This is a genomic window from Pseudomonas sp. R19M, from assembly GCF_050312585.1.
In the GTDB taxonomy this organism is placed as follows: Bacteria; Pseudomonadota; Gammaproteobacteria; order Pseudomonadales; family Pseudomonadaceae; genus Aquipseudomonas; species Aquipseudomonas palleroniana.
This window is the reverse complement of the sequence record NZ_JBNPJV010000072.1, coordinates 1-23,747: the sequence shown is the minus strand read 5'-3', so window position 1 is coordinate 23,747 and position 23,747 is coordinate 1. Positions and strand designations below refer to the sequence as shown.

General features: G+C 60.9%; 21 protein-coding genes. 14 read left to right on the top strand and 7 right to left on the bottom strand.

Annotated features, from left to right (window positions below; genetic code table 11):
* The first annotated feature begins 35 nt into the window (after nucleotides 1-35).
* From ACQRBT_RS15230 to ACQRBT_RS15215, 4 genes are all read left to right on the top strand, one after another.
* A complete protein-coding gene (locus tag ACQRBT_RS15230; RefSeq protein ID WP_090369277.1) occupies nucleotides 36-1,028 on the top strand; it encodes a serine O-acetyltransferase in 993 nt (330 codons plus the stop codon).
* Between the two features lie 2 nt (nucleotides 1,029-1,030).
* Entirely contained in the window at nucleotides 1,031-1,759 is a 729-nt protein-coding gene (locus ACQRBT_RS15225) for an alanyl-tRNA editing protein (RefSeq protein WP_060756233.1), read from the top strand.
* Between the two features lie 229 nt (nucleotides 1,760-1,988).
* Nucleotides 1,989-3,734, top strand: coding sequence for an ABC transporter permease (locus ACQRBT_RS15220; protein WP_412047093.1), 1,746 nt, complete (start codon nucleotides 1,989-1,991; stop codon nucleotides 3,732-3,734).
* Nucleotides 3,735-3,748: 14 nt separating this feature from the next.
* On the top strand, nucleotides 3,749-5,071 hold the full coding sequence (locus ACQRBT_RS15215; RefSeq protein ID WP_060756235.1) for an AAA-associated domain-containing protein: 1,323 nt from the start codon (nucleotides 3,749-3,751) through the stop codon (nucleotides 5,069-5,071).
* Between the two features lie 127 nt (nucleotides 5,072-5,198).
* Here the strand turns inward: ACQRBT_RS15215 and prpF are convergent, their stop codons facing one another.
* From prpF to ACQRBT_RS15190, 5 genes are all read right to left on the bottom strand, one after another.
* On the bottom strand, nucleotides 5,199-6,389 hold the full coding sequence (gene prpF, locus ACQRBT_RS15210) for a 2-methylaconitate cis-trans isomerase PrpF (RefSeq protein WP_411985830.1): 1,191 nt from the start codon (nucleotides 6,387-6,389) through the stop codon (nucleotides 5,199-5,201).
* An 11-nt stretch (nucleotides 6,390-6,400) separates the two neighbouring features.
* Nucleotides 6,401-8,995, bottom strand: coding sequence for a Fe/S-dependent 2-methylisocitrate dehydratase AcnD (gene acnD, locus ACQRBT_RS15205; protein ID WP_412047092.1), 2,595 nt, complete (start codon nucleotides 8,993-8,995; stop codon nucleotides 6,401-6,403).
* Between the two features lie 194 nt (nucleotides 8,996-9,189).
* Nucleotides 9,190-10,317, bottom strand: a complete 1,128-nt coding sequence (prpC, locus tag ACQRBT_RS15200; protein ID WP_060756238.1) for a bifunctional 2-methylcitrate synthase/citrate synthase — start codon at nucleotides 10,315-10,317, stop codon at nucleotides 9,190-9,192.
* A 42-nt stretch (nucleotides 10,318-10,359) separates the two neighbouring features.
* Nucleotides 10,360-11,253 carry a methylisocitrate lyase gene (prpB, locus tag ACQRBT_RS15195; RefSeq protein WP_060756239.1) on the bottom strand — a complete coding sequence of 298 codons (894 nt, stop codon included), beginning with the start codon at nucleotides 11,251-11,253 and terminating at the stop codon, nucleotides 10,360-10,362.
* A gap of 11 nt (nucleotides 11,254-11,264) precedes the next feature.
* Nucleotides 11,265-11,960 (bottom strand): GntR family transcriptional regulator, encoded by a 696-nt coding sequence (locus ACQRBT_RS15190; protein ID WP_060756240.1) that lies wholly within the window; start codon nucleotides 11,958-11,960, stop codon nucleotides 11,265-11,267.
* Nucleotides 11,961-12,232: 272 nt separating this feature from the next.
* Here ACQRBT_RS15190 and ACQRBT_RS15185 point away from each other — a divergent pair, with 272 nt between their 5' ends.
* The 6 genes from ACQRBT_RS15185 to ACQRBT_RS15160 all read left to right on the top strand — a co-directional run bounded on the left by ACQRBT_RS15185 (nucleotide 12,233) and on the right by ACQRBT_RS15160 (nucleotide 17,524).
* Entirely contained in the window at nucleotides 12,233-12,769 is a 537-nt protein-coding gene (locus ACQRBT_RS15185; RefSeq protein ID WP_060756241.1) for an ATP-dependent zinc protease family protein, read from the top strand.
* A 5-nt stretch (nucleotides 12,770-12,774) separates the two neighbouring features.
* Nucleotides 12,775-14,307 carry an inactive transglutaminase family protein gene (locus ACQRBT_RS15180; protein ID WP_060756242.1) on the top strand — a complete coding sequence of 511 codons (1,533 nt, stop codon included), beginning with the start codon at nucleotides 12,775-12,777 and terminating at the stop codon, nucleotides 14,305-14,307.
* The gene (locus ACQRBT_RS15175) at nucleotides 14,307-15,293 is read left to right on the top strand and encodes an alpha-L-glutamate ligase-like protein (protein ID WP_060756243.1); all 987 of its coding nucleotides are present in this window, start codon (nucleotides 14,307-14,309) and stop codon (nucleotides 15,291-15,293) included. Before ACQRBT_RS15180 ends, ACQRBT_RS15175 begins: the two co-directional genes overlap by 1 nt.
* The gene (pabB, locus tag ACQRBT_RS15170) at nucleotides 15,294-16,637 is read left to right on the top strand and encodes an aminodeoxychorismate synthase component I (RefSeq protein WP_412047091.1); all 1,344 of its coding nucleotides are present in this window, start codon (nucleotides 15,294-15,296) and stop codon (nucleotides 16,635-16,637) included. It begins immediately after the preceding gene.
* Between the two features lie 228 nt (nucleotides 16,638-16,865).
* Nucleotides 16,866-17,168 carry a type II toxin-antitoxin system HigB family toxin gene (locus tag ACQRBT_RS15165; protein ID WP_198762768.1) on the top strand — a complete coding sequence of 101 codons (303 nt, stop codon included), beginning with the start codon at nucleotides 16,866-16,868 and terminating at the stop codon, nucleotides 17,166-17,168.
* On the top strand, nucleotides 17,168-17,524 hold the full coding sequence (locus ACQRBT_RS15160) for a helix-turn-helix domain-containing protein (protein WP_412047090.1): 357 nt from the start codon (nucleotides 17,168-17,170) through the stop codon (nucleotides 17,522-17,524). Before ACQRBT_RS15165 ends, ACQRBT_RS15160 begins: the two co-directional genes overlap by 1 nt.
* 12 nt (nucleotides 17,525-17,536) lie before the next feature.
* On the opposite strand, the gene thrH is transcribed toward ACQRBT_RS15160, so the two are convergent.
* Nucleotides 17,537-18,154 (bottom strand): bifunctional phosphoserine phosphatase/homoserine phosphotransferase ThrH, encoded by a 618-nt coding sequence (gene thrH / locus ACQRBT_RS15155; RefSeq protein ID WP_198762769.1) that lies wholly within the window; start codon nucleotides 18,152-18,154, stop codon nucleotides 17,537-17,539.
* Between the two features lie 150 nt (nucleotides 18,155-18,304).
* On the opposite strand from thrH, the gene ACQRBT_RS15150 reads away from it, so the two are divergent.
* From ACQRBT_RS15150 to ACQRBT_RS15140, 3 genes are all read left to right on the top strand, one after another.
* Nucleotides 18,305-19,039 (top strand): phosphoadenylyl-sulfate reductase, encoded by a 735-nt coding sequence (locus ACQRBT_RS15150; RefSeq protein ID WP_198762770.1) that lies wholly within the window; start codon nucleotides 18,305-18,307, stop codon nucleotides 19,037-19,039.
* A gap of 470 nt (nucleotides 19,040-19,509) precedes the next feature.
* Nucleotides 19,510-21,039: an NCS1 family nucleobase:cation symporter-1 gene (locus tag ACQRBT_RS15145; RefSeq protein ID WP_412047089.1), complete on the top strand. Its 1,530-nt coding sequence runs from the start codon at nucleotides 19,510-19,512 to the stop codon at nucleotides 21,037-21,039.
* Between the two features lie 13 nt (nucleotides 21,040-21,052).
* Nucleotides 21,053-21,775 (top strand): aspartate/glutamate racemase family protein, encoded by a 723-nt coding sequence (locus ACQRBT_RS15140; protein ID WP_060756248.1) that lies wholly within the window; start codon nucleotides 21,053-21,055, stop codon nucleotides 21,773-21,775.
* Nucleotides 21,776-21,906: 131 nt separating this feature from the next.
* Here the strand turns inward: ACQRBT_RS15140 and ACQRBT_RS15135 are convergent, their stop codons facing one another.
* Nucleotides 21,907-22,830, bottom strand: a complete 924-nt coding sequence (locus ACQRBT_RS15135; protein ID WP_412047088.1) for a LysR family transcriptional regulator — start codon at nucleotides 22,828-22,830, stop codon at nucleotides 21,907-21,909.
* Nucleotides 22,831-22,956: 126 nt separating this feature from the next.
* Here ACQRBT_RS15135 and ACQRBT_RS15130 point away from each other — a divergent pair, with 126 nt between their 5' ends.
* Nucleotides 22,957-23,703, top strand: a complete 747-nt coding sequence (locus ACQRBT_RS15130) for a 3-oxoacyl-ACP reductase family protein (RefSeq protein WP_090372328.1) — start codon at nucleotides 22,957-22,959, stop codon at nucleotides 23,701-23,703.
* Nucleotides 23,704-23,747 lie beyond the last annotated feature (44 nt).

Genomic DNA, 23,747 nt, shown 5'->3' with positions numbered 1-23,747 from the left:
GGTTACCCAACCAACCAGAATGCGGGGGGACCTCCATGGGGGGCTTTATCGACATGCAACAGTTGCACGATGAGTTGCTCACCCATCTCATCAAGACCCTGACGCCTGCGCAGATGAAGCAACTGGAACCGCATCTGGCACCCTTGATCCAGAATGCCGCCCAATCGGTTGCCGAAGACCTGATCGCCTACGCCTATCGCGACCCGGCTTCGCGTGGGCGCGGCGAGTTGATCCTGGAGTCCTATGCCTCGTTCAAGGCGGTGCTGTTCTACCGGCTCGCGCATTTGGTATGGCACTTCCCCGACAACCCCAACGGCGTGTTTTCGCGCATAGCCCTCAAGCTCAGCAACCAGGGCAAGATCCTCTCCGGTGCCGAGATTCATCCGGCGGCGCGTATCGGTCGGCGCTTTGTGCTCGACCACGGCTACGGCACGGTGATCGGCGAAACCTGCGAGATCGGCAATGACTGCTACATCCTCTGCGGCGTCACGCTGGGCGCTCGGGGTATCGCCAACAACCCGGATGGCAAACGCCACCCACGCCTGGGCAACAACGTCGAAGTCGGCTCCGGCGCCCGGGTGCTGGGCTATGTCTTGATCGGCGACAACGTGTTCATCAGCCCTTCGTGCGTGATCACCCAGGACGTTCCCGCAGGCACCCGGGTCAGGGTGGTCAACCAGGTGCAACTGCAAAAAAATGTTGAAACGGACCACACCCACTATCTCGGCGCCTTCGCGCTGGATGAACGCCTGCACGTGGTCGGCGAAGTCAACGCCAGCCACAACGTGACGGTGCTGGATGCCGACTTTCATCCGTTGCGGGGCGTGATGCTGGAGCCCACGGTAAAAGAGCGCCACCACCTGCAATTTCGCCTGCGCCGCACCGACATCGGCGAACAACTGCCGCGCCTGCCGCTGAACCTGAAAATCTGCGGGTCGGAATTTGAAATCACCCTGCTCTCCCCCCCTGGCTTGAGCGCAATGGTGCGTCACCTGTTGCAAGCCAGCCCATTGATCGTTGGAGGATGAACATGTCCGTACACACCATGGAAACCCTGGCGCTGTTCGACAGCGCGCCCTACCAGAACGCCTTCAGCGCGCGGGTGATTGCCGTCAGCGAACAGGGCATCGCCCTGGAGCACACGCTGTTCTACCCCACAGGCGGCGGGCAGCCGGGCGACACTGGGCACCTCACCCTGGCCGACGGCACGCGGGTCGACGTGGTGGGCACCGTGCGTGACCCGGTACTGCGCTCGATTATCTGGCACCAGGTGGAGCGCTGCCCCGAGCAATTGACTGCCGGCGTGCAGGTAGACGCCAGCCTCGATTGGGAACGGCGCTACCAGCACATGAAGATGCACACCTGCCTGCACCTGTTGTGCTCGCTCATCGATGCGCCCGTGACCGGCTGCAGTATCAGCGCCGATAAAGGCCGCCTGGATTTCGACCTGCCGGAAATGACCCTCGACAAAGACAGCCTCACCCGCGACCTCAACGCGCTGATCGAGGCAGCCCACCCGGTTAAAACCCTGTCGATGCCCGCCTCGGAATACTCGACCTTGCTGCAGATCACCCGCACCCAGGCGGTGGCACCTCCGGTGATCCAGGGTTCGGTGCGGGTCATCGAGATTGCCGGCATCGACATCCAGCCCTGCGGCGGCACCCATGTGATCAACACCGAGGAAATCGGCAAGGTGTTCTGCGAGAAAATCGAGAAGAAGAGCAAGCACAACCGCCGGGTCATCCTGCGGTTTGAATAACGCCCAACTGATAGTTCGTACAGGAAACTGACAGCAAATTTACGCGTTTGTAACATTCAGAAACGTACAATTCCCCCAGCAGCGCATCTTCCCCAGGTGCGCCGTCCTGACTCATGGAGAGAGAGCCCCCAGCCTTCTCCGTGGGTGCTTGTAGAGAAGCTAAGCTCAAACCCACCACGCCCTTCTGAACCTGAACGCTGCAGGAACGTCTGCCTATGAGCAACTGCATATGAACAAAGTGTTCCGTCATTACATTCCGGCGTCCTCTCTGCGCCTGCTGCCCAACCGCTGGGACCTGGTCGCCCTGCCGTTGGTGATCGGTTTTCTGCTGTTTTTCTCCATCACCGCCCGGGAGACCTGGGCTCCCATCGCAACCCTGCAAAGCGAAGTCATCTCCCTGGACCCGGCCAACCTGCCGGAATACGCGATGCGCACCACACTGCGCATGCTCGCGGCGATGGTGGCCGCGCTGATTTTCACCCTGCTGTACGGCACCCTGGCCGCCAAAAGCCGGCGCGCCGAGAAACTGCTGGTGCCGGTGCTCGATATTCTGCAATCGGTGCCAGTACTCGGTTACATCTCGTTTACCGTGACGTTCTTCCTGTTGCTGTTTCCCGGGCGCGTGCTCGGCGCGGAGTTCGCCGCCATCTTTGCGATCTTCACCAGCCAGGCCTGGAACATGACGTTCAGCTTCTATCAGTCGCTGCGCATGTTGCCCCATGACCTGGTGGAAGTGTCCACCAGCCTGCGCCTCTCCGGCTGGCAGAAATTCTGGAAGCTCGACGTTCCTTTCGCCATGCCGGGGCTGGTGTGGAACATGATGATGAGCATGTCCGGCGGCTGGTTTTTCGTGGTGGCTTCCGAAGCCATCACCGTCGGCGACAAAACCATCACCCTGCCGGGCGTAGGTTCATACCTGGCCCTGGCCATCGCCCAGAAAGACCTGCACGCCGTGGGTTATGTGATCCTGGCGATGATCGCGGTGATCCTGATCTACGACCAGTTCCTGTTCCGCCCGCTGGTGGCCTGGGCCGACAAATTCCGCATGGAAACCACCGCCTCCCAGGGCAGCTCGCCGCAATCCTGGGTGCTGAACCTGATCCAGCGCACCCGCGTCGTGCAACGCATACTGCGCCCGATCACCCGTACCTTCAGCCGCCTGGGCAACAAGCGTTTCAGCCTGGCGGGGAGTGCATTCAAGGCATTGCCGACCGAGACGCCCGCCGCGTCGAAGCTCATCGACTGGGCCTGGGGCACACTGATCGCGCTGATGGCCGCGTATGCGCTGTACCACATCGTGCAGTACGTCGGCACCGAAGTGACCCTCGCCGAAGTCGGCCACGTGGTGGTGCTGGGCCTGATTACCTTGCTGCGGGTGGCCGGGCTGATCCTGATTGCCTCGTTGATCTGGGTGCCCCTGGGCGTGATGATCGGCCTGCGTCCGAGCCTGGCGGAGAAAATCCAGCCGTTGGCACAGTTCCTTGCGGCGTTTCCGGCGAACCTGCTGTTCCCGGTGTTCGTCATCGTGATCCTGCATTTCCATCTCAACCCGGACATCTGGCTGAGCCCGCTGATCGTGTTGGGCACCCAGTGGTACATCCTGTTCAACGTGATTGCCGGCGCCAGCGCCTTCCCCAATGACTTCAAGGAAGCCGCCGCCAACTTCCGCATTCGCGGCTGGCTGTGGTGGCGCAAGGTGATACTGCCGGGGATTTTCCCGTACTACGTCACCGGCGCGATTACCGCCTCGGGCGGTGCCTGGAACGCCAGCATCGTGTCCGAGTACGTGTCCTGGGGCCAGGACAACGTGGTCGCCCACGGGCTGGGTGCCTATATCGCACAAACCACAGCCGCCGGGGACTTCCCCAAGATCGCCCTGGGCGTGGTGGTGATGTCGATCTTCGTGGTGGCGTTCAACCGCGCGGTCTGGCGACCGATGTACGCCATTGCCGAAAACAAACTTCGTCTGAATTAATGGGATTCGCTGTGATGAATACCTATACCGAACACACTGCCGACACCCCAGAAATTTACTCGCTGAAGAACGTGAACCGGGTCTTCGGCAAAGGCAAGGAAGAGCTGCAAGTGCTCAGCGGCGTAGACCTGAGCCTGCACGAAGGCGAGATCGTGGGCATGCTCGGCCGCTCAGGCTCAGGTAAATCGACGCTGCTGCGCATTATTGCCGGCCTGATCCAACCGTCGTCGGGGGACGTGAAATACCACGGCAAACCGCTGACCGGCCCGGCCGAAGGCGTCGCCATGGTGTTCCAGACGTTTGCGCTGTTTCCCTGGCTGACCGTTCTGGAAAACGTGGAAGCCGGCCTGCAAGCCCTGCAAGTCGAGCGCAAGGAGGCCCGCAAGCGCGCCTTGGCCGCCATCGACCTGATCGGCCTGGACGGTTTCGAAAACGCTTACCCCCGTGAATTGTCCGGCGGTATGCGCCAGCGCGTAGGTTTTGCGCGTGGCCTGGTGGTCAACCCGACCCTGTTGCTGATGGACGAACCGTTCTCGGCCCTCGATGTACTCACCGCCGAAACCCTGCGCACCGACTTGCTGGATTTGTGGAGCGGCAAGCAACTGCCGATCAAGTCGATCCTGATCGTGACCCACAACATCGAGGAAGCGGTGCTGATGTGCGACCGCATCCTGGTGCTGTCGTCCAACCCCGGGCGCGTGGTCGCCGAGATCAAGGTGCCGTTTGCGCACCCGCGCAACCGGCTGGACCCGACTTTCCGGCAAATGGTCGACGACATCTATGCCCTGATGACCGACCGACGCAGCGCCGATGCGAGCGTCGGCAAGCCCGAACTGAAGATGAGCAGCCTGCTGCCGGAAGTGTCCACCAACCTCATGGCCGGCCTGATCGAAACCCTGGCCGCCGAGCCCTACAACGGCCACGCCGGCCTGCCCAACGTGGCCGAACGGGGCCTGTTGGAAGTCGACGACCTGTTCCCGGTCGCGGAGATGCTGGAACACCTGGGCTTTGCCGAACTCAAGGGCGCCGACATCACCCTCACCGACGCCGGCAAGCTGTTCGCCGACTACGGCACCCAGGAACGCAAGACCCTGTTCGCCGAACATTTGATCCAGCACGTACCGCTGGCCGCGCGCATTCATCAGGTATTGCTTGAACGCAGCGGGCACCGTGCCCCTCGGGTGCGCTTCGAGCAAGAGCTGGAGGATTCGATGACCGAAGCGTTCGTGGAAAAAACCCTGGAAACCGTGGTGGCGTGGGGACGCTATGCGGAGATTTTCTCCTACGACGACCACACCGAGACGTTCAGCCTGGAGGATGTCGAGGGCAGCATGTAAACCGAGAACACCATTTTAAAAGTGGAAGTGGGCTTGCTCCCGATAGCGGTGGGTCAGCGAAATTTGGATTGGCTGGCACACCGTCATCGGGAGCAAGCCCCCTCCCACACTGGATTGATGTCGGGCTTTAGAAGGCGTCGCCGGGTATGCGCACGTAGCCTTCCATCAACACCCGTGCACTGCGGCTCATGATGGCTTTCTTGACGACCCATTCACCCTCTACCTGGCTGGCCTCAGCGCCCACGCGCAACGTGCCGGACGGATGCCCGAAGCGCACCGCATTGCGCGCCACGCCGCCGGCCGCCAAGTTGACCAAGGTGCCGGGAATCGCCGCCGCCGTGCCAATCGCCACCGCCGCCGTGCCCATCATCGCGTGATGCAACTTGCCCATGGACAGCGCGCGCACCAGCAGGTCTACATCGGCAGCCTTGATCGCCTTGCCGCTGGATGACACGTAATCCGCAGGCTTGGCCACAAACGCAACCTTCGGCGTGTGCTGGCGTTGAGCGGCCTGCTCCAGGTTCTCGATCAGCCCCATGCGCAGTGCGCCGTAGGCCCGCACGGTCTCGAACATTGCCAGGGCTTTCGGATCGCTGTTGATCGCGCCTTGCAGCTCGGTGCCGGTATAGCCAAGGTCTTCGGCGTTGATGAAGATCGTCGGGATACCGGCATTGATCAACGTCGCCTTGAAGGTGCCGACACCCGGCACTTCCAGGTCGTCGACGAGGTTACCGGTGGGGAACATCGAACCGCCGCCGCCCTCTTCTTCCGCCGCCGGGTCCATAAACTCCAGCTGGACTTCGGCAGCCGGGAAGGTCACGCCGTCCAGTTCAAAGTCACCGGTCTCCTGCACGGCGCCGTCGGTGATCGGCACATGGGCGATGATGGTCTTGCTGATATTGGCCTGCCACACCCGCACCACCGCCACGCCGTTGTGCGGTATGCGGGCCGGGTCGACCAGCCCGGCGCTGATGGCGAACGAACCCACCGCCGCCGACAGGTTGCCGCAATTGCCGCTCCAGTCGACAAAGGGTTTGTCGATGGAGACCTGGCCGAACAGGTAGTCCACGTCGTGATCGGCGCGGGTACTTTTCGACAGGATGACCGTCTTGCTGGTGCTCGATGTGGCGCCGCCCATGCCATCAATCTGTTTGTCGTACGGGTCGGGGCTGCCGATCACCCGTAGCAGCAAGGCGTCGCGCGCGGCGCCCGGCACCTGCGCCGCTTCGGGCAGGTCCTTGAGGCTGAAAAACACCCCCTTGCTGGTGCCGCCACGCATGTAAGTGGCGGGGATCCTGATTTGCGCTGCGTGTGCCATGGTTATCCTCTTCAGGCGGTGGCCGCCGATTCCAGGAAGTCCTGGGCGAAGCGCTGCAACACGCCGCCCGCCTCGTAGATCGATACTTCTTCGGCGGTGTCCAGGCGGCAAGTCACCGGCACTTCGACACGTTCGCCATTTTTGCGATGGATCACCAGCGTCAGTTGCGCACGCGGGGTGCGTGCACCGACCACGTCATAGGTTTCGCTGCCATCGATGTTCAACGTGTGACGGTCGGTGCCGGGCAGGAACTCCAACGGCAGCACGCCCATGCCCACCAGGTTGGTGCGGTGGATGCGCTCGAAACCCTCGGCAACAATCGCTTCCACACCGGCCAGGCGCACGCCCTTGGCCGCCCAGTCGCGGGAGGAACCCTGGCCGTAGTCGGCACCGGCAATGATGATCAGCGGTTGCTTGCGCTCCATGTAGGTTTCGATGGCCTCCCACATCCGCGTGACTTTGCCTTCCGGCTCGATGCGCGCCAGGGAGCCCTGCTTGACCTTGCCGTTTTCAACCACCATTTCGTTGAACAGTTTCGGGTTGGCAAAGGTGGCACGCTGCGCGGTCAGGTGGTCGCCGCGATGCGTCGCGTAAGAGTTGAAGTCGACTTCCGGCAGGCCCATTTTCGCCAGGTATTCGCCTGCGGCGCTGTCGAGCATGATCGCATTGGAGGGTGACAGGTGGTCGGTGGTGATGTTGTCCGGCAGCACCGCCAGCGGGCGCATACCCTTGAGCGGCCGCGCACCGGCCAGCGCGCCTTCCCAATACGGCGGGCGACGGATATAGGTGCTTTGCGGGCGCCAGTCGTACAGCGGCGCGACTTTCGGCCCGGTGTCTTCGTGGATGGCGAACATCGGGATATAGACCTGGCGGAACTGCTCCGGCTTGACCGAAGCCTTGACGACCGCGTCGATCTCTTCGTCGCTCGGCCAGATGTCTTGCAGGCGGATTTCCTTGCCCGTGGCATCCAGGCCCAGCACGTCCTTCTCGATATCGAAACGGATGGTGCCGGCAATCGCATAGGCCACCACCAACGGCGGCGAGGCGAGGAAGGCTTGCTTGGCGTACGGGTGAATACGTCCGTCGAAGTTGCGGTTACCCGAGAGCACGGCCGTGGCGTACAGGTCGCGATCGATGATTTCCTGCTGGATCACCGGGTCAAGGGCGCCGGACATGCCGTTGCAGGTGGTGCAGGCAAACGCCACCACGCCAAAGCCGAGCTTTTCCAGTTCATGGCCCAGGCCGGCTTCTTCCAGGTACATGGCCACGGTTTTCGAACCCGGCGCCAACGAAGATTTGACCCAGGGTTTGCGCGTCAGCCCCAGCTTGTTGGCGTTGCGCGCCAGCAGGCCGGCAGCGATCACGTTGCGCGGGTTGCTGGTGTTGGTGCAACTGGTAATGGCCGCAATGATCACCGCGCCGTCGGGCATTTGGCCGGGAACCTCGTCCCACTCGCCGCTGATGCCTTTGGATGCCAGGTCCCGGGTCGCCACGCGCGCATGCGGGTTGCTCGGCCCCGCCATGTTGCGCACGACGCTGGACAGGTCAAAGGTCAGGCCACGCTCGTATTGCGCGCTCTTCAGGTCATCGGCCCATAGGCCGGCGTGGCGGGCGTATTGCTCCACCAGGGTGACTTGTTCGTCTTCGCGGCCGGTGAGCTTCAGATAGGCGATGGTCTGTTGGTCGATGTAGAACATCGCCGCCGTGGCGCCGTATTCCGGGGCCATGTTGGAGATGGTCGCACGGTCGCCCAGGGTCAGCGCCGAAGCCCCTTCACCGAAGAATTCCAGCCACGCCCCCACGACCTTCTGTTTACGCAGAAACTCGGTCAGCGCCAGCACCATGTCGGTGGCGGTGATACCCGGTTGCAGCTTGCCGGTCAGTTCGACGCCGACGCTTTCCGGCAGGCGCATCCATGAGGCGCGGCCCAGCATCACACTTTCGGCTTCAAGGCCGCCGACGCCGATGGCGATCACGCCCAGTGCGTCGACGTGCGGCGTATGACTGTCAGTGCCGACGCAAGTGTCCGGGAACGCCACGCCGTCGCGCACCTGGATCACCGGAGACATTTTCTCCAGGTTGATCTGGTGCATGATGCCGTTGCCTGGCGGGATCACATCGACGTTCTTGAACGCCTTCTTGGTCCACTCGATAAAGTGGAAACGGTCTTCGTTGCGACGGTCTTCGATGGTGCGGTTTTTTTCGAATGCCTGCGGATCATAACCACCGGCTTCGACGGCCAGGGAGTGGTCGACGATCAGTTGGGTCGGCACCACCGGGTTCACCTGGGCCGGATCGCCGCCTTGCTGGGCGATGGCATCGCGCAGGCCGGCAAGATCGACCAGGGCGGTCTGGCCGAGGATGTCGTGGCACACCACGCGCGCGGGGAACCAGGGGAAATCGAGGTCGCGCCGGCGTTCGATCAACTGGCCCAGGGACGCGTTGAGGGTGGCCGGGTCGCAGCGGCGCACCAGGTTCTCGGCGAGTACGCGGGAGGTATAAGGCAAGGTGGCGTAGGCGCCAGGCTTGATTGCATCGACTGCCGCACGAGCGTCGAAGTAATCCAGGCGACTGCCGGGTAGCGGTTTGCGAAATTCAGTGTTCATCGTCAGGACTCGGTCACGGTGGCTACAAAAGGAGAACCGGCGTGCATCCGGAATTGGAATGAGATCCAAATGTGGGAGCGGGCTTGCTCGCGAAAGCGGACTGTCAGTCGATACATCTGTAGCTGACCGCTATCGGGAGCAAGCCCCCTCCCACATTTGATCCGGTTACCCATTCAGGACCGCCAATCTCCCATTCAGCGACGTTCGATTGGCACGAACTTGCGCTGTTCGACGCCTATGTATTCGGCGCTTGGACGGATGATGCGGTTGTTGGCACGCTGCTCGAACACATGCGCGGCCCAGCCGGTCAGGCGCGAGCAGACGAAGATCGGGGTGAACAGCTTGGTCGGGATCCCCATGAAGTGGTAGGCCGAGGCATGGTAGAAGTCGGCGTTGGGAAACAGCTTCTTCTGCTCCCACATGGTCTTGTCGATGGCTTCGGACACCGGGAACAACACGGTGTCGCCCACTTCGTCAGCCAGCTTTTTCGACCAGCCCTTGATCACTTCATTACGCGGGTCGCTGTCTTTGTAGATCGCGTGGCCGAAGCCCATGATCTTGTCCTTGCGCGCCAGCATGCCGAGGGTGCCTTCGACGGCCTCCTGCGCGGACGAAAAACGCTCGATCATTTCCATCGCCGCCTCGTTGGCCCCCCCGTGCAGCGGGCCGCGCAACGAACCGATGGCCGCCGTGACGCAGGAATACAGGTCGGACAGGGTCGACGCACATACGCGGGCAGTGAAGGTCGACGCGTTGAATTCATGCTCTGCGTACAGGATCAGCGACACGTTCATCACTTTGACGTGCAGATCGCTGGGCTTCTTGCCGTGCAGCAGGTGCAGGAAGTGACCACCGATGGTCGGCTCATCTGTCACGCAATGGATGCGTTGGCCGTCGTGGCTGAAGCGATACCAGTAGCACATGATCGCCGGGAAAGCGGCGAGCAGGCGGTCAGTGACGTCGCGCTGCACGCTGAAATCCTTCTCCGGCTCGATATTGCCCAGGAACGAGCAACCGGTGCGCATCACGTCCATCGGATGGGCATCGGCGGGGATACGCTCCAGCACTTCCTTGAGGGCTTGCGGCAGGTCACGCAGCTTGCTCAACTTGGCGCTGTAGGCGGCCAATTCGGCTTTGCTCGGCAACTCGCCGTACAGCAGCAGGTAGGCGACTTCTTCAAACTGTGCCTCGGCGGCCAGTTCGCGCACATCGTAGCCGCGATAGGTCAGGCCGGCACCGGCCTGGCCCACGGTGGACAGTGCGGTCTGCCCGGCGACCTGGCCACGCAGGCCGGCGCCACTCAGTACTTTTGCTTCAGCCATGTTCGTTCTCCAATCTTGAATTTATTAGGGAGGCATGCCGCGTTACTTTTTCGCGGCAAACAACGCGTCGAGCTTCTGCTCGAAGGTGTGGTAGTCGATGCGATCGTAAAGCTCCATGCGGGTTTGCATGGTGTCGATCACGTTCTGTTGGGTACCGTCGCGACGGATCGCGGTGTAGACGTTCTCGGCGGCCTTGTTCATGGCGCGGAAGGCCGAGAGCGGGTACAGCACGATGGAAACATCGGCAGATTTCAACTGTTCGGTGGTGTACAGCGGCGTCGCGCCGAACTCGGTAATGTTAGCCAGGATCGGGGCCTTCACACGGGAGGCGAACAGCTTGTACATCTCCAGCTCAGTGATGGCTTCCGGGAACACCATGTCGGCACCGGCCTCGATGCAGGCCGCGGCACGCTCCAGGGCGGACTCCAGCCCCTCCACCGCCAGCGCGTCGGTGCGCGCCATGATCACGAAGCTGTCGTCGGTGCGCGCGTCCACGGCGGCCTTGATGCGGTCGACCATTTCCTGCTGGGACACGATTTCTTTGTTCGGACGATGGCCGCAGCGCTTGGCGCCCACCTGGTCTTCGATATGGATGGCCGCCGCGCCGAACTTGATCATCGACTTGACGGTACGCGCCACGTTGAACGCCGAGGAACCGAAACCGGTGTCCACGTCCACCAGCAGCGGCAAGTCGCACACATCGGTGATGCGGCGCACGTCGGTCAGCACGTCATCCAGGCCGGTAATCCCCAGGTCCGGTACGCCCAGGGAACCTGCAGCCACCCCGCCACCCGACAGGTAGATCGCCTTGAAGCCGGCGCGCTTGGCCAGCAGGGCGTGGTTGGCGTTGATCGCGCCGACCACCTGCAAAGGCTGTTCGCTGGCGACCGCGTCACGGAAACGCTGGCCTGGAGTGCTGTTGTTAGTGGAACTCATGACTCACCTCGTTAGGGGGTAGTGTCTGGAAAGTGACGGGCGATGTTGCGTTTGGAGGCACCGATATGACGGCGCATCAACAACTCCGCCAGTTCACCGTCACGATCGGCGATCGCGTCAAGAATGCGGTGATGCTCGGCAAAAGCCTGGCGTGGACGATTGGGCGTCGCGGAGAACTGGATGCGGTACATGCGCACCAACTGGTACAGCTCGCCGCAGAGCATTTGGGTCAGGGTGCGGTTGCCGGCGCCCTGGATGATCCGGTAATGAAAGTCGAAGTCGCCTTCCTGCTGGTAATAACCGAGGCCGGCCTGGAAGGCTTCGTCGCGTTCATGGGTGTGCAGTACCTGGCGCAACTCCTCGATTTCGGCGTCGGTCATGCGCTCGGCGGCCAGGCGACAGGCCATGCCTTCGAGGGACTCGCGGATTTCATAGAGTTCGATCAGCTCGGCATGGCTCAGGGACACCACCCGGGCGCCGACATGCGGCACACGCACCAGCAGGCGCTGGCCTTCCAGACGGTGGATCGCTTCACGCAGCGGGCCACGACTGATGCCATAGGTGCGCGCCAGTTCCGGTTCGGAGATCTTGCTGCCGGGGGCGATCTCACCCTTGACGATGGCGGCCTGGATACGCCGGAAGACGTTCTCGGACATGGTCTGGGAATCGTCTTGCGCCATCACTGGGCTTTCCAGTTGATCCAGCATATTGTCGACACCTTTAAAAGCAATGCCGCAAAAACTAGCTAATCAGCCCCTGATAGTCAAAGAATAAATACATATTGTCGACAATCGTCTAATAACCCCTGTCGCACCTTCCAGGGGCATGGCCGCCTGCCAGCGCTGGCGTCGCAAAAGCATCATGTTAGAATGCCCGCCGCTTTCGCCTGACATCTCCTGATGAAACGGCGCACGAGGGAGTTTGCGCAGCAATGCCAGTCGCCTTGAATTGAACATCGCATGGCACCGCCTCAGGATTTATGAGACTCAAGCCCTTCCTTCTATTGATTTGCCTGATGTGCGTATCGGGTCTTGGCGCAGGCGCCGAGAAGACCGTGTATGGCCTGAATGAATACGCCAAACTGGCCGGGATCGACCTGGAAGTGGCGGCCAAACTCGACACCGGCGCCAAGACCGCGTCGCTCAGCGCCCGCGATATCAAGCGCTTCAAGCGCAATGGCGAATCCTGGGTGCGCTTTTACCTGGCCATCGACACCGCCCATTCCCACCCCATCGAACTGCCCCTGGCCCGCGTCAGCAAGATCAAGCGCCGCGCCGGTGACTACTCACCCGATGAGGACAAGCACTACACCGCCCGCCCGGTGATAGCCCTGGATGTCTGCATGGGCACCACGATACGCAGCATCGAAGTGAACTTGACTGACCGCAGCGCATTCCAATATCCGCTGCTGATCGGCTCCGAAGCGTTGAAACGCTTTGATGCGCTGGTCGACCCCAGTCTCAAATACGCAGCGGGCAAACCTGCCTGCGCCGCCGACGCTTATACCGCCGAGTAAACCGAATGCGCTCTCTGACCCTGCACCTGAAAATCCTGATCACCATTCTGGTGGTGCTGGGTATTTCGGTCACCGCCTACCAGATTTTCGTGTTGGGTATTCCGGTGACCGAGGACGCCACTGACGACCTGTGGAACATCGACGCCAAGGTCGAGTTCGTCGCCAACCCCAAGGACCCGGTCAAAATCTCGATGTTCGTGCCGCCGCTGAGCCGCGACTTCGTCAGCCTCAATGAAAGCTTCATCTCGAACAACTATGGGGTGAGCGTCAACCGTACCGATGGCAACCGCAAGGTGACCTGGTCGGCACGCCGGGCCAAGGGCAAGCAAACCCTGTACTACCGCCTAGTGCTGACCAAGCGCTACAGCGGCGAAAAGCTCAAGGTCAAGGGCCCGACCTTCCGCGACAGCATTGCCGTGGAAGGCCCGGAAAAGATCGCCGCCGAAGCCTTGCTCGCGCCGATCCGCCAGCACTCGGCCGACGTCGAGACGTTTATCGGCGAGGCCATCAAGCGCACCAACAACCTCAACGACGATAATGTGAAGCTGCTGCTGGCCGGCGACCCGTCGACACCGCACAAGGCCAAGATCGTCGAGCTGCTGCTGTCGATTGCCCACGTGCCGATCGAAAAGGTGCACACCCTGCGCCTGGTGGCCGACCAACCGCAGACCCCGGAGCTGTGGCTGCGCAGTTTCAATGGCAATGACTGGCTGTACTTCAACCCGGAAACCGGCGAACAGGGCCTGCCGGCCGACCGCCTGCTGTGGTGGACCGGCGATGAAAACCTGATCACGGTAGAGGGCGGCAAGAAAGCCGCCGTGACCTTCAGCCTGAACAACAGCGAAATGAACGCCATTCGCCTGGCCAAGCTGACCGATGAGAACACCGACGCCAACTTCCTCGAATACTCACTGTACGGGCTGCCGCTGCAAACCCAGCAGACCTTCATGATCATGGTGATGATCCCGATCGGCGTGCTGGTGATCCTGATCCTGCGCAACCTGATCGGCCTGCAGACCCTGGGCACCTTTACCCCGGTGCTGATCGCCCTGGCGTTCCGCGAGACGCAGCTGGGCTTCGGTATTGTGTTATTCACCATCATCACGGCGCTGGGCCTGTCGCTCAGGTCGTACCTGGAACACTTGAAACTGCAGATGCTGCCCAGGCTGTCGGTGGTACTGACCTTCGTGGTCGTACTGATCGCGGCCATCAGCCTGTTCAGTCACAAGCTGGGGCTGGAACGCGGGCTGTCGGTGGCGCTGTTCCCGATGGTGATTCTGACCATGACCATCGAACGCCTGTCGATCACCTGGGAAGAGCGCGGCGCCACCCATGCACTGAAAGTGGCGATCGGCACACTGTTCGCCGCAACCCTGGCGCACCTGATCATGAGCGTGCCGGAACTGATCTACTTTGTGTTCACCTTCCCGGCGATCCTGTTGATCCTGGTCGGTTTCATGCTGGCCATGGGGCGTTATCGCGGCTACCGCCTGACCGAACTGGTGCGTTTCAAGGCCTTCCTCAAGGCTGATTCATAATGTTCGGCTTCTGGAAAACCTGGAAGGCCCTGGAGGCGCGGGGGATCATGGGCATCAACCGGCGTAACGCCGACTATGTGCTCAAGTACAACAAGCGCAGCCTGTATCCGATTGTGGATGACAAGATCATCACCAAGGAACGCGCCATCGCCGCCGGTATCCATGTGCCGGAAATGTACGGGATCATTTCCACCGAAAAGGAAATCGACAAGCTCGACGAGATCCTCGATGGGCGCAGCGACTTCGTGATCAAGCCGGCCCAGGGCGCCGGCGGTGACGGCATCCTGGTGGTCGCCGACCGCTTTGAAGGGCGCTATCGCACTGTATCCGGCAGGTTGCTGACCCATGAAGAAATCGAACATCAGATTTCCAGCATCCTCACCGGCCTGTATTCCCTGGGTGGCCACCGCGATCGCGCCTTGATCGAATACCGCGTGGTGCCCGACCAGATCTTCAAAAGCATCAGCTACGAAGGCGTGCCGGATATCCGCATCATCGTGCTGATGGGCTACCCGGTCATGGCCATGCTGCGCTTGCCCACTCGCCAGTCGAGCGGCAAGGCCAACCTGCACCAGGGCGCGATCGGCGTCGGCGTCGACCTGGCGACCGGCGTGACCCTGCGCGGTACCTGGCTGAACAACATCATCACCAAACACCCCGATACCACCAATGCCGTGGACGGTGTGCAACTGCCCTACTGGGATGGTTTCATGACACTCGCCGCCAGCTGCTATGAGTTGTGCGGGCTGGGTTATATCGGCGTGGACATGGTGCTGGACCAGGAAAAAGGCCCGCTGATCCTTGAGCTCAATGCCCGGCCAGGGCTGAATATCCAGATCGCCAACGACTGCGGCCTGACCCTGCGTACCCATGCGGTAGAAGCGCGGCTGGAAGCGTTGAAGTCGGCCGGCGTGACGGAAACCCCGCAGGAGCGGGTGAAAATCGTGCAGGAAATGTTTGGGCATATCCCACCGGTTGAAGGCTAAATGCTGACTTGTGCCGTACACCCACTGCCCTACCGGGCCAACCCAGCCGAGTATTTTGCGGCGATTCGCCACGCGCCTGGGGCCGTGCTGCTGGACAGCGGCCGACCTGCGGCCGAGCGTGGGCGCTATGACCTGCTCAGCGCTTGGCCGCAAGCGACGCTGACGGTATTACCTGACGAGCGTGGTGACGGTTTCCTGCAGCGCTTGCGGGAAAACCTTGCGCAACTGGGTCGGGCGGATCTGCCTGCCGGTTATGAACTGCCCTTTACCGGCGGGCTGATCGGCTACCTGAGCTATGACTTTGGTCGGCACCTGGAGCCAATGCCGCACCTTGCGGCGGATGACTTGCACCTGCCGGATGCGCGCTTCGGCCTGTATGCCTGGGCGCTGATCAGCGATCATCAAGCACAAACCAGCCAGCTTGTATTCCATCCGGCATTGGCCGACAGCGAGCAACAACGCTTGATCACGCTGTTCGGCCAACCGGTGGCCGAGCCAGGGGCGCCCTTCACGCTGCAGGGGCCCATGGCGCCCGACCTCAGCGCCGAGGCGTACCGGCAGGCCATCGTGCGCATCCAGGATTACATCCAGGCCGGCGACTGCTACCAGGTCAACTTCACCCAGCGCTTCCGGGCCTCCTGCGCTGGCGACCCGTGGATCGCTTACTGTGCGCTGCGCCAAGCCTGCCCGACGCCCTTCTCCGGCTTCCAGAGCCTGCCGGACGACGGCGCGGTACTGAGTCTGTCGCCCGAACGTTTTGTGCACATCAGCGAGCGCCGGGTCGAAACCCGCCCGATCAAAGGCACACGCCCCCGCGGCTCGACGCCCGAAGACGACGCCGCCAACGCCGCCGAGTTGCTGGCCAGCCCCAAGGACCGTGCCGAAAACCTGATGATCGTCGACCTTTTGCGCAACGACCTCGGCCGCACCTGCCGCATCGGCTCGGTGAAAGTACCGGAGTTGTTCAGCCTGGAAAGTTACCCCAACGTGCACCACTTGGTGAGCAGCGTCACAGGGGTGCTGGCCGACGACAAAGATGCCCTCGACCTGATCGCCGGCAGCTTCCCCGGCGGCTCCATCACCGGCGCCCCGAAGATCCGCGCCATGCAGATCATCGACGAACTGGAACCGACGCGGCGCGGTTTGTACTGCGGTTCGCTGATGTACCTGGACGTGCGTGGCGAGATGGACAGCTCCATCGCCATCCGCAGCCTGCTGGTCAAGGATGGGCAGGTGTGCTGCTGGGGCGGCGGCGGGATAGTCGCTGATTCAGAGTGGGAGGCGGAGTATCAGGAATCGCTGACGAAGGTGCGGGTGTTGCTGCAAACGTTGGAAAACCTTTAGCGTCCCGGCCAACCCAGCGTCTCGAAAGAAAAGATCCCGGCAAGAAAAAATCTGAATCAGAACACCCGTGGACCGGGTGCGAGTTGCAGGTTAGCGTCCAGCTCTGACCGTCCAACCGCCGTCTGTGAAGGATCACATGAAGCGATTAAACACTCGCCAGAAATCATTTCCGAGATTGCATCCCAACCTGACCCCACCTATCATCTCCCAAATTGGGAGGTATCAGCGATGCGGATAATCGCTCTATCAACCTTACGGGTATTCTGGGAAAGCCACCCAGCGCAGATCGACGCCAAAACGCCACTGGTCGAACTGTTTCGTCATATGGAGAAGGCCATTTACCCGACACCCCAAGCACTCAAAGCGGAGCTCAGAACAGCGAGCATTCTCAAAGGTGGCAGGGTTGTTTTCAACGTGGGCGGCAACAAGTATCGAGTGATCATGGCGATCGATTATCAGCGTCAGCTGGGGTTCATACGTTTCGTAGGAACCCACGCGCAGTACGACCAGATCAACGCGGAGACCGTGTGATGAACATCAAACCTATTCATTCTCAGGAAGACCTGACCGCTGCGCTTACGCGTATTGAACAACTCTGGGGAGCTGAAAACGGCTCACCGGCGGGAGACGAGCTGGAAATCCTCGCAATACTCGTCGAAAAATACGAGGCAGAGCATTACCCCATGCCACCTTCCAACCCCGTGGAGGCCATCAGGTTTCGCATGGAACAACTTGGCCTGACCGCCCGCGACCTGGAGCCCTTTATCGGCACCAGTGGGCGGGTGTCCGAGGTGCTGAACCACAAGCGTAAGCTCAGCCTGTCAATGATCAAACGCCTGCATGAAGGCTTGCGCATTCCCTATGAGAGTTTGCTGGCAGACGCCTGATCGAGGGTGTCGTTACAGGCTCAACGCCCGATTCGACGCCTTGATAAATTCTTTCTTCAAATCCTCAAACGTATGCACCGCCGGGAACTGCGGGAACTCACGAATCACGTTTTGCGGCGCATGAAATAGAATCCCACGGTCCGCTTCGCCCAGCATACTGGTGTCGTTGTAGGAGTCACCTGCGGCAATCACGCGGTAGTACAAGCTTTTGAAGGCCAGTACCGACTGGCGCTTGGGGTCTTTCTGGCGCAATTGGTAGCTCACCACCCGGTCATTTTCATCAGTGATCAGGCGGTGGCACAGCAAGGTCGGGAACCCCAGTTGGCGCATCAGCGGCTGGGAGAATTCGTAGAAGGTGTCTGACAGGATCACCACCTGGAAACGCTCACGCAGCCAGTTCACGAACTCGATGGCGCCGTCCAGAGGTTTGAGCGTGGCGATCACTTCCTGGATATCGGCGAGCTTGAGCCCGTGTTCGTCGAGGATCCGCAGGCGTTGCTGCATCAGCACGTCGTAGTCGGGAATATCGCGGGTGGTGGCCCGCAGGGACTCAATACCGGTTTTTTCGGCGAAGGCGATCCAGATTTCCGGAACTAGCACCCCTTCCAGGTCAAGACAGGCAATTTCCACAAGACACTCCCGTTGGTTGTTATAAGTTGAGCGAGTACAAGGACTGCCGAACTCTAGCGATTCAAGCCCGTCGCCGCAACGCAGGGTGGATTTGATACCATCACTCCCCTATAGAGCGCTCAGCGCCACTGACCTGTAGGAACCGTCCTGATGAACCAAGCCTTCGACGTCGCCGAACTCGCCGCGACTTATGCCAACAAATCCGCCCAGGATATTCTCAAGCTGGCATTCAGCCAGTTCGGCGATGACCTGTGGATTTCCTTCAGCGGTGCCGAGGATGTGGTGCTGGTCGATATGGCTTGGAAGCTGAACAAGAACGTCAAGGTCTTCAGCCTCGACACCGGCCGCCTGCACCCGGAGACCTACCGGTTCATCGAGCAGGTGCGCGAGTTCTACAAGATCGACATCGAATTGATTTCGCCCGACCAGAGCAAGCTGGAACCTTTCGTCAAGGAAAAGGGCCTGTTCAGCTTCTACAAGGACGGCCATGGCGAATGCTGCGGCGTGCGCAAGATCGAGCCGCTGCGCCGTAAACTCGCCGGCGTGAGCGCCTGGGCCACCGGCCAGCGACGCGACCAGAGCCCCGGCACCCGCAGCCAGGTGGCGGCGCTGGAAATCGATAGCGCGTTTTCCACACCGGAGCGCACCCTGTACAAGTTCAACCCGCTGGCTCAGATGACCAGCGAAGAGATCTGGGGTTACATCCGCATGCTGGAGTTGCCGTATAACAGCCTGCATGAGCGCGGTTTCATCAGCATCGGCTGCGAGCCCTGCACCCGCCCGGTACTGCCTAACCAACATGAGCGCGAAGGCCGCTGGTGGTGGGAGGAGGCAACCCAGAAGGAATGCGGGCTGCATGCGGGGAATATCATCAGCAAGGCATGAAGCTGAGGCTGTAAAAAAGACTGTGGGAGGGGGCTTGCTCCCGATAGCGGTGGTTCAGCCAGATTGCTGGTTACTGACACATCGCTATCGGGAGCAAGCCCCCTCCCACATTTGTTTTGTGTTACCCATAAAAATGTACACATAGATGTAACGATCGGTGCCATTTATGTGTGCATCTTTTTCGTCAAAGCACCAAAACGTAACACCCGCGCCCTTGCATTATTTTGCTCGGAATCAGCTCGTGCTGCCTTCAAAAAATAAATACCTGTTCAAATGGTCAATTTATATCTATTTAAATTCAGTTAGTTATCAAAAACCCCTATAAAAAAGAAATTAGACACCCGTTTAATAGATCGAAAACTGGCACGCATGTGGCTTAAGGTGAAATAGGTTTTGTATACAATAAATACAAATCATACATACACTTTGCCATCCGCGGCTCGCTCGCAGATGCGCTGGAGCCTGCCGGAATGCGTACAAGTCTTTCGAATAACATCGCACTGGATCTGCCCTCCTCCGCCCTGAAACCCGAGGCTACAAGCCCTGGCCCCCTGGTGCTCAGCCCGCGCCTGCACAACAAAGACCTGGCACCCACCAAGCGCGAAGGCCGACGCTGGGGGCGCTACAGCATTTTTGCGCTGTGGACCAACGATGTGCACAACATCGCCAACTATTCATTCGCCATCGGCCTGTATGCGCTGGGGCTCGGCGGTTGGCAGATCCTGTTATCCCTGGGTATCGGCGCGGCACTGGTGTACTTCTTCATGAACTTGTCGGGGTTTATGGGGCAGAAAACCGGTGTGCCGTTTCCGGTGATCAGCCGTATCAGCTTCGGTATCCATGGCGCACAGATCCCCGCGTTGATTCGCGCGGTCATTGCGATTGCCTGGTTTGGTATCCAGACCTACCTGGCGTCGGTGGTTTTCCGCGTGTTGCTATCGGCGATTCATCCAGGCTTTGCCGACTATGACCACAACTCGATCCTCGGCTTGTCCACCCTGGGCTGGGTGTGTTTCGTGACGATCTGGTTCGTGCAGTTGGCGATCCTGGCGTATGGCATGGAAATGGTGCGTCGCTACGAAGCCTTCGCCGGGCCGGTGATCCTGGTGACCGTGGCCTCATTGGCCGGTTGGATGTATTTCCAGACCGCGGGTGATATCGCCTGGTCGATCCGCGAGCCGCTGAGCGGCGGCGAGATGTGGCGCAATATCTTTGCCGGCGGCGCGTTGTGGCTGTCCATCTATGGCACGCTGATCCTTAATTTCTGCGACTTCGCCCGCTCTTCACCGTGCCGCAAGACCATCCTGGTGGGCAACTTCTGGGGCTTGCCGGTGAACATCCTGGTATTCGCGGCGATCACCGTGCTGCTGTGCGGCGGCCAATTCCAACTCAATGGCCGCGTGATCGAAAGCCCTACCGAAATCATCGCCGCCATCCCCAATACCTTCTTCCTGGTGCTGGGCTGCCTGGCCTTCCTGATCGTCACCGTGGCGGTGAACATCATGGCCAACTTCGTGGCACCTGCCTTCGTGCTGAGCAACCTGGCGCCCAAGTACCTGAACTTCCGTCGCGCCGGGTTGATCAGCGCCACCGTGGCGGTGCTGATCCTGCCGTGGAACCTCTACAACAGCCCGCTGGTGATCGTGTATTTCCTCTCCGGCCTGGGTGCGCTGCTGGGGCCGTTGTACGGAGTGATCATGGTCGATTATTGGCTGATCCGTAAAAGCCGGGTGGATGTGCTGCAGCTGTACAGCGAAGATCCCAACGGTGCTTATTACTACAGCCACGGGGTCAATTTGCGCGCAGTGGCGGCGTTTGTGCCTGCGGCGGTGATCGCGATTCTGCTGGCGCTGTTGCCTGGTTTTGCCGGTGTCGCGCCGTTTTCCTGGTTGTTTGGCGCCGGTATTGCAGGGTTGCTGTACCAGTTGATCGCCAAGCGCCAAGCGTTCTACGCCGATGTCAGCGGCGAAAGCATTGCAGTCGATAACGTCAGTCACTAATCAAGGACACTCCATGCGTATCCTCGTGGTCAACGTCAACACCACCGAATCCATCACCGACACCATAGCCCAACAGGCGCGGGCCGTGGCTTCGCCCGGCACCGAGATCGTCGGGCTCACCCCCTACTTCGGCGCAGAATCGGTAGAAGGCAATTTTGAAAGTTACCTGGCGGCCATTGCCGTGATGGATCGGGTGATGGCCTACGACCAGCCATTCGATGCGGTGATTCAGGCCGGTTACGGCGAGCACGGCCGTGAAGGCTTGCAGGAGTTGCTGAATGTGCCGGTGGTGGACATCACCGAAGCGGCCGCCAGCACTGCGATGTTCCTGGGCCACGCCTATTCAGTGGTGACCACCCTGGACCGCACCGTGCCGCTGATCGAAGACCGCCTGAAACTCGCAGGCTTGTACCAGCGTTGTGCCTCGGTGCGGGCCAGTGGCATGGCGGTATTGGAGCTGGAAGAAAACCCGTTGGCCGCGATGGAGGCCATCGTGCGTCAATCGGAACTGGCCATCAGTGAAGACAAGGCCGAAGTGATCTGCCTGGGTTGCGGCGGCATGGCCGGGCTGGACGAACAGATTCGCCGGCGCACGGGCGTACCGGTGGTGGATGGCGTGACAGCGGCGGTGACCATTGCCGAGTCGCTGGTGCGACTGGGTTTGTCGACGTCGAAGATCCGGACCTACGCAACGCCACGACCGAAGAAAGTGATTGGCTGGCCGGGCCGGTCCTGATGCCCGTCAGTGGAGGCTTAACGCTGTCACTGTGGGAGGGGGCTTGCTCCCGATGGGCCGCGCAGCGGCCCCTGCTTTGGGTTTGAAAGGGCTGGGCCTGCTGCGCAATCCATCGGGAGCAAGCCCCACATTCAGACTGCGCTGAACCTTCGCCCCAGCCCCTGCTCGGCAAACTGCTCGATGATGAAATCCACAAATACCCGGGTCTTGCCGGGCAGCAGTTTGTGTTCGGCGTAATAGAGTGAAATGTTGCCGTCGTCGACGTACCAATCAGGCAGTACCCGCACCACCTCACCGCTGTCGAGGAACGGCACTGCCATCGGCATGCTCACCAGCGCAATGCCTAAACCCTGGGCACTGGCGCAGCACGCCGCCTCGGAGTCGCTCATGGTCATGCCCGGCTTGAGCACCAGCGGGCGATGCTCGCGCTCCCGACTGGTGAGTTGCCAGGAGCGCACGCGGCCTGTCTGCGGCGAACGGATCAAGATGCCGCTGCAGCTCGCCAGATCTTCGGGATGCAAAACGGGCGGGCACTGTGCGAGGTAGGCCGGCGCCGCCACCAACACCCGATGGGCCGGCGTGAGCTTGCGTGCAACCACCCCTTGGGGCAATTCGAATCCACCGCCGATCGCCGCGTCAAAACCCTGGCCGATCAAATCGACTTGGCGGTTATCAAAATGCCAGTCCGGCCTGATATCCGGAAAGCGCTGCATGAACTTGCCCAGCAACGGCACCACGTACCGATTACCGAACACCGTGCCCATGCTGACCTTGAGCGTGCCCACCGGGCGCCCCTGCGCACTGGCCAGGTTGGCCACGGCATTTTGAATGGTGGTGAGGCTGGCGCCGACTTCTTCGAGAAACAGCTGGCCGGCTTCGGTCAAGGTCAGGCGCCGGGTGCTGCGCTGGAACAAGCGCACCCCCAGGCGCGCTTCCAGCTTGGCAACACTTTTGCCCACCGCCGCCGGGGTCAGGCTCAGGTGCCGGGCGGCTTCGGCAAAACTGCCGCCTTCAGCGCTGCGCACAAAGCATTCGATACCGCCAAAGCTCTCCATATCGTCCCACTCTAAACTTTTGGTTTACACAGACTATAGCAATCACGGTCTACCGGGCGCGATGGCCCAGGCCGATACTCGCTTCCAACCACAAGGCATTCCGCCTTGAACAGCTCGGAGATCGACATGACCACACAAAACCTCAGCGGCAAAGTTGCCTTGATCCAAGGCGGTTCCCGCGGCATCGGCGCCGCCATCGTCAAGCGCCTCGCCGCGCAAGGTGCAGCCGTCGCCTTTACCTACGTCAGCTCGGCTGACAAGGCGCAAGCATTGCAGAACAGCGTGATCAGCGAAGGCGGCAAAGCCTTGGCGATTCATGCCGACAGCGCCGATGCCACGGCGATACGCCAGGCGGTCGACACCACCGTTGCAGCGTTCGGCGGCCTGGACATCCTGGTGAACAACGCCGGTGTGCTGGCCATCGGGCCGCTGGAAGAGTTCAAGCTGGAAGATTTCGACCAGACCCTGGCGATCAACGTGCGCAGCGTGTTTATCGCCACTCAGGCAGCCGCCAAACACATGAAAGACGGTGGCCGCGTGATCAACATCGGCAGCACCAACGCCGAGCGCATGCCGTTTGGCGGTGGCGGGCCGTATGCCATGAGCAAATCCGCGCTGGTGGGGCTGACCAAAGGGCTGGCACGGGACCTGGGGCCGCGTGGCATCACCGTCAACAACGTACAGCCTGGGCCGGTGGACACCGACATGAACCCGGCGAACAGTGATTTTGCAGATAGTTTGATTGGGTTGATGGCGGTGGGTCGGTATGGGCATGTTGAAGAGATTGCCAGCTTCGTCGCTTATCTTGCGGGGCCGGAAGCCGGCTATATCACAGGCGCCAGTCTGACTATCGATGGTGGTTTCAGCGCTTAAACCACTGTGGGAGGGGGCTTGCTCCCGATGGCGATGTGTCAGTC

Coding starts and splice junctions, on each gene's coding strand:
- ACQRBT_RS15230 (WP_090369277.1), top strand. CDS start 36: ATGGGGGGCTTTATCGACATGCAACAGTTGCACGATGAGTTGCTCACC.
- ACQRBT_RS15225 (WP_060756233.1), top strand. CDS start 1,031: ATGTCCGTACACACCATGGAAACCCTGGCGCTGTTCGACAGCGCGCCC.
- ACQRBT_RS15220 (WP_412047093.1), top strand. CDS start 1,989: ATGAACAAAGTGTTCCGTCATTACATTCCGGCGTCCTCTCTGCGCCTG.
- ACQRBT_RS15215 (WP_060756235.1), top strand. CDS start 3,749: ATGAATACCTATACCGAACACACTGCCGACACCCCAGAAATTTACTCG.
- prpF (WP_411985830.1), bottom strand. CDS start 6,389: ATGGCACACGCAGCGCAAATCAGGATCCCCGCCACTTACATGCGTGGC.
- acnD (WP_412047092.1), bottom strand. CDS start 8,995: ATGAACACTGAATTTCGCAAACCGCTACCCGGCAGTCGCCTGGATTAC.
- prpC (WP_060756238.1), bottom strand. CDS start 10,317: ATGGCTGAAGCAAAAGTACTGAGTGGCGCCGGCCTGCGTGGCCAGGTC.
- prpB (WP_060756239.1), bottom strand. CDS start 11,253: ATGAGTTCCACTAACAACAGCACTCCAGGCCAGCGTTTCCGTGACGCG.
- ACQRBT_RS15190 (WP_060756240.1), bottom strand. CDS start 11,960: ATGCTGGATCAACTGGAAAGCCCAGTGATGGCGCAAGACGATTCCCAG.
- ACQRBT_RS15185 (WP_060756241.1), top strand. CDS start 12,233: ATGAGACTCAAGCCCTTCCTTCTATTGATTTGCCTGATGTGCGTATCG.
- ACQRBT_RS15180 (WP_060756242.1), top strand. CDS start 12,775: ATGCGCTCTCTGACCCTGCACCTGAAAATCCTGATCACCATTCTGGTG.
- ACQRBT_RS15175 (WP_060756243.1), top strand. CDS start 14,307: ATGTTCGGCTTCTGGAAAACCTGGAAGGCCCTGGAGGCGCGGGGGATC.
- pabB (WP_412047091.1), top strand. CDS start 15,294: ATGCTGACTTGTGCCGTACACCCACTGCCCTACCGGGCCAACCCAGCC.
- ACQRBT_RS15165 (WP_198762768.1), top strand. CDS start 16,866: ATGCGGATAATCGCTCTATCAACCTTACGGGTATTCTGGGAAAGCCAC.
- ACQRBT_RS15160 (WP_412047090.1), top strand. CDS start 17,168: ATGAACATCAAACCTATTCATTCTCAGGAAGACCTGACCGCTGCGCTT.
- ACQRBT_RS15150 (WP_198762770.1), top strand. CDS start 18,305: ATGAACCAAGCCTTCGACGTCGCCGAACTCGCCGCGACTTATGCCAAC.
- ACQRBT_RS15145 (WP_412047089.1), top strand. CDS start 19,510: ATGCGTACAAGTCTTTCGAATAACATCGCACTGGATCTGCCCTCCTCC.
- ACQRBT_RS15140 (WP_060756248.1), top strand. CDS start 21,053: ATGCGTATCCTCGTGGTCAACGTCAACACCACCGAATCCATCACCGAC.
- ACQRBT_RS15135 (WP_412047088.1), bottom strand. CDS start 22,830: ATGGAGAGCTTTGGCGGTATCGAATGCTTTGTGCGCAGCGCTGAAGGC.
- ACQRBT_RS15130 (WP_090372328.1), top strand. CDS start 22,957: ATGACCACACAAAACCTCAGCGGCAAAGTTGCCTTGATCCAAGGCGGT.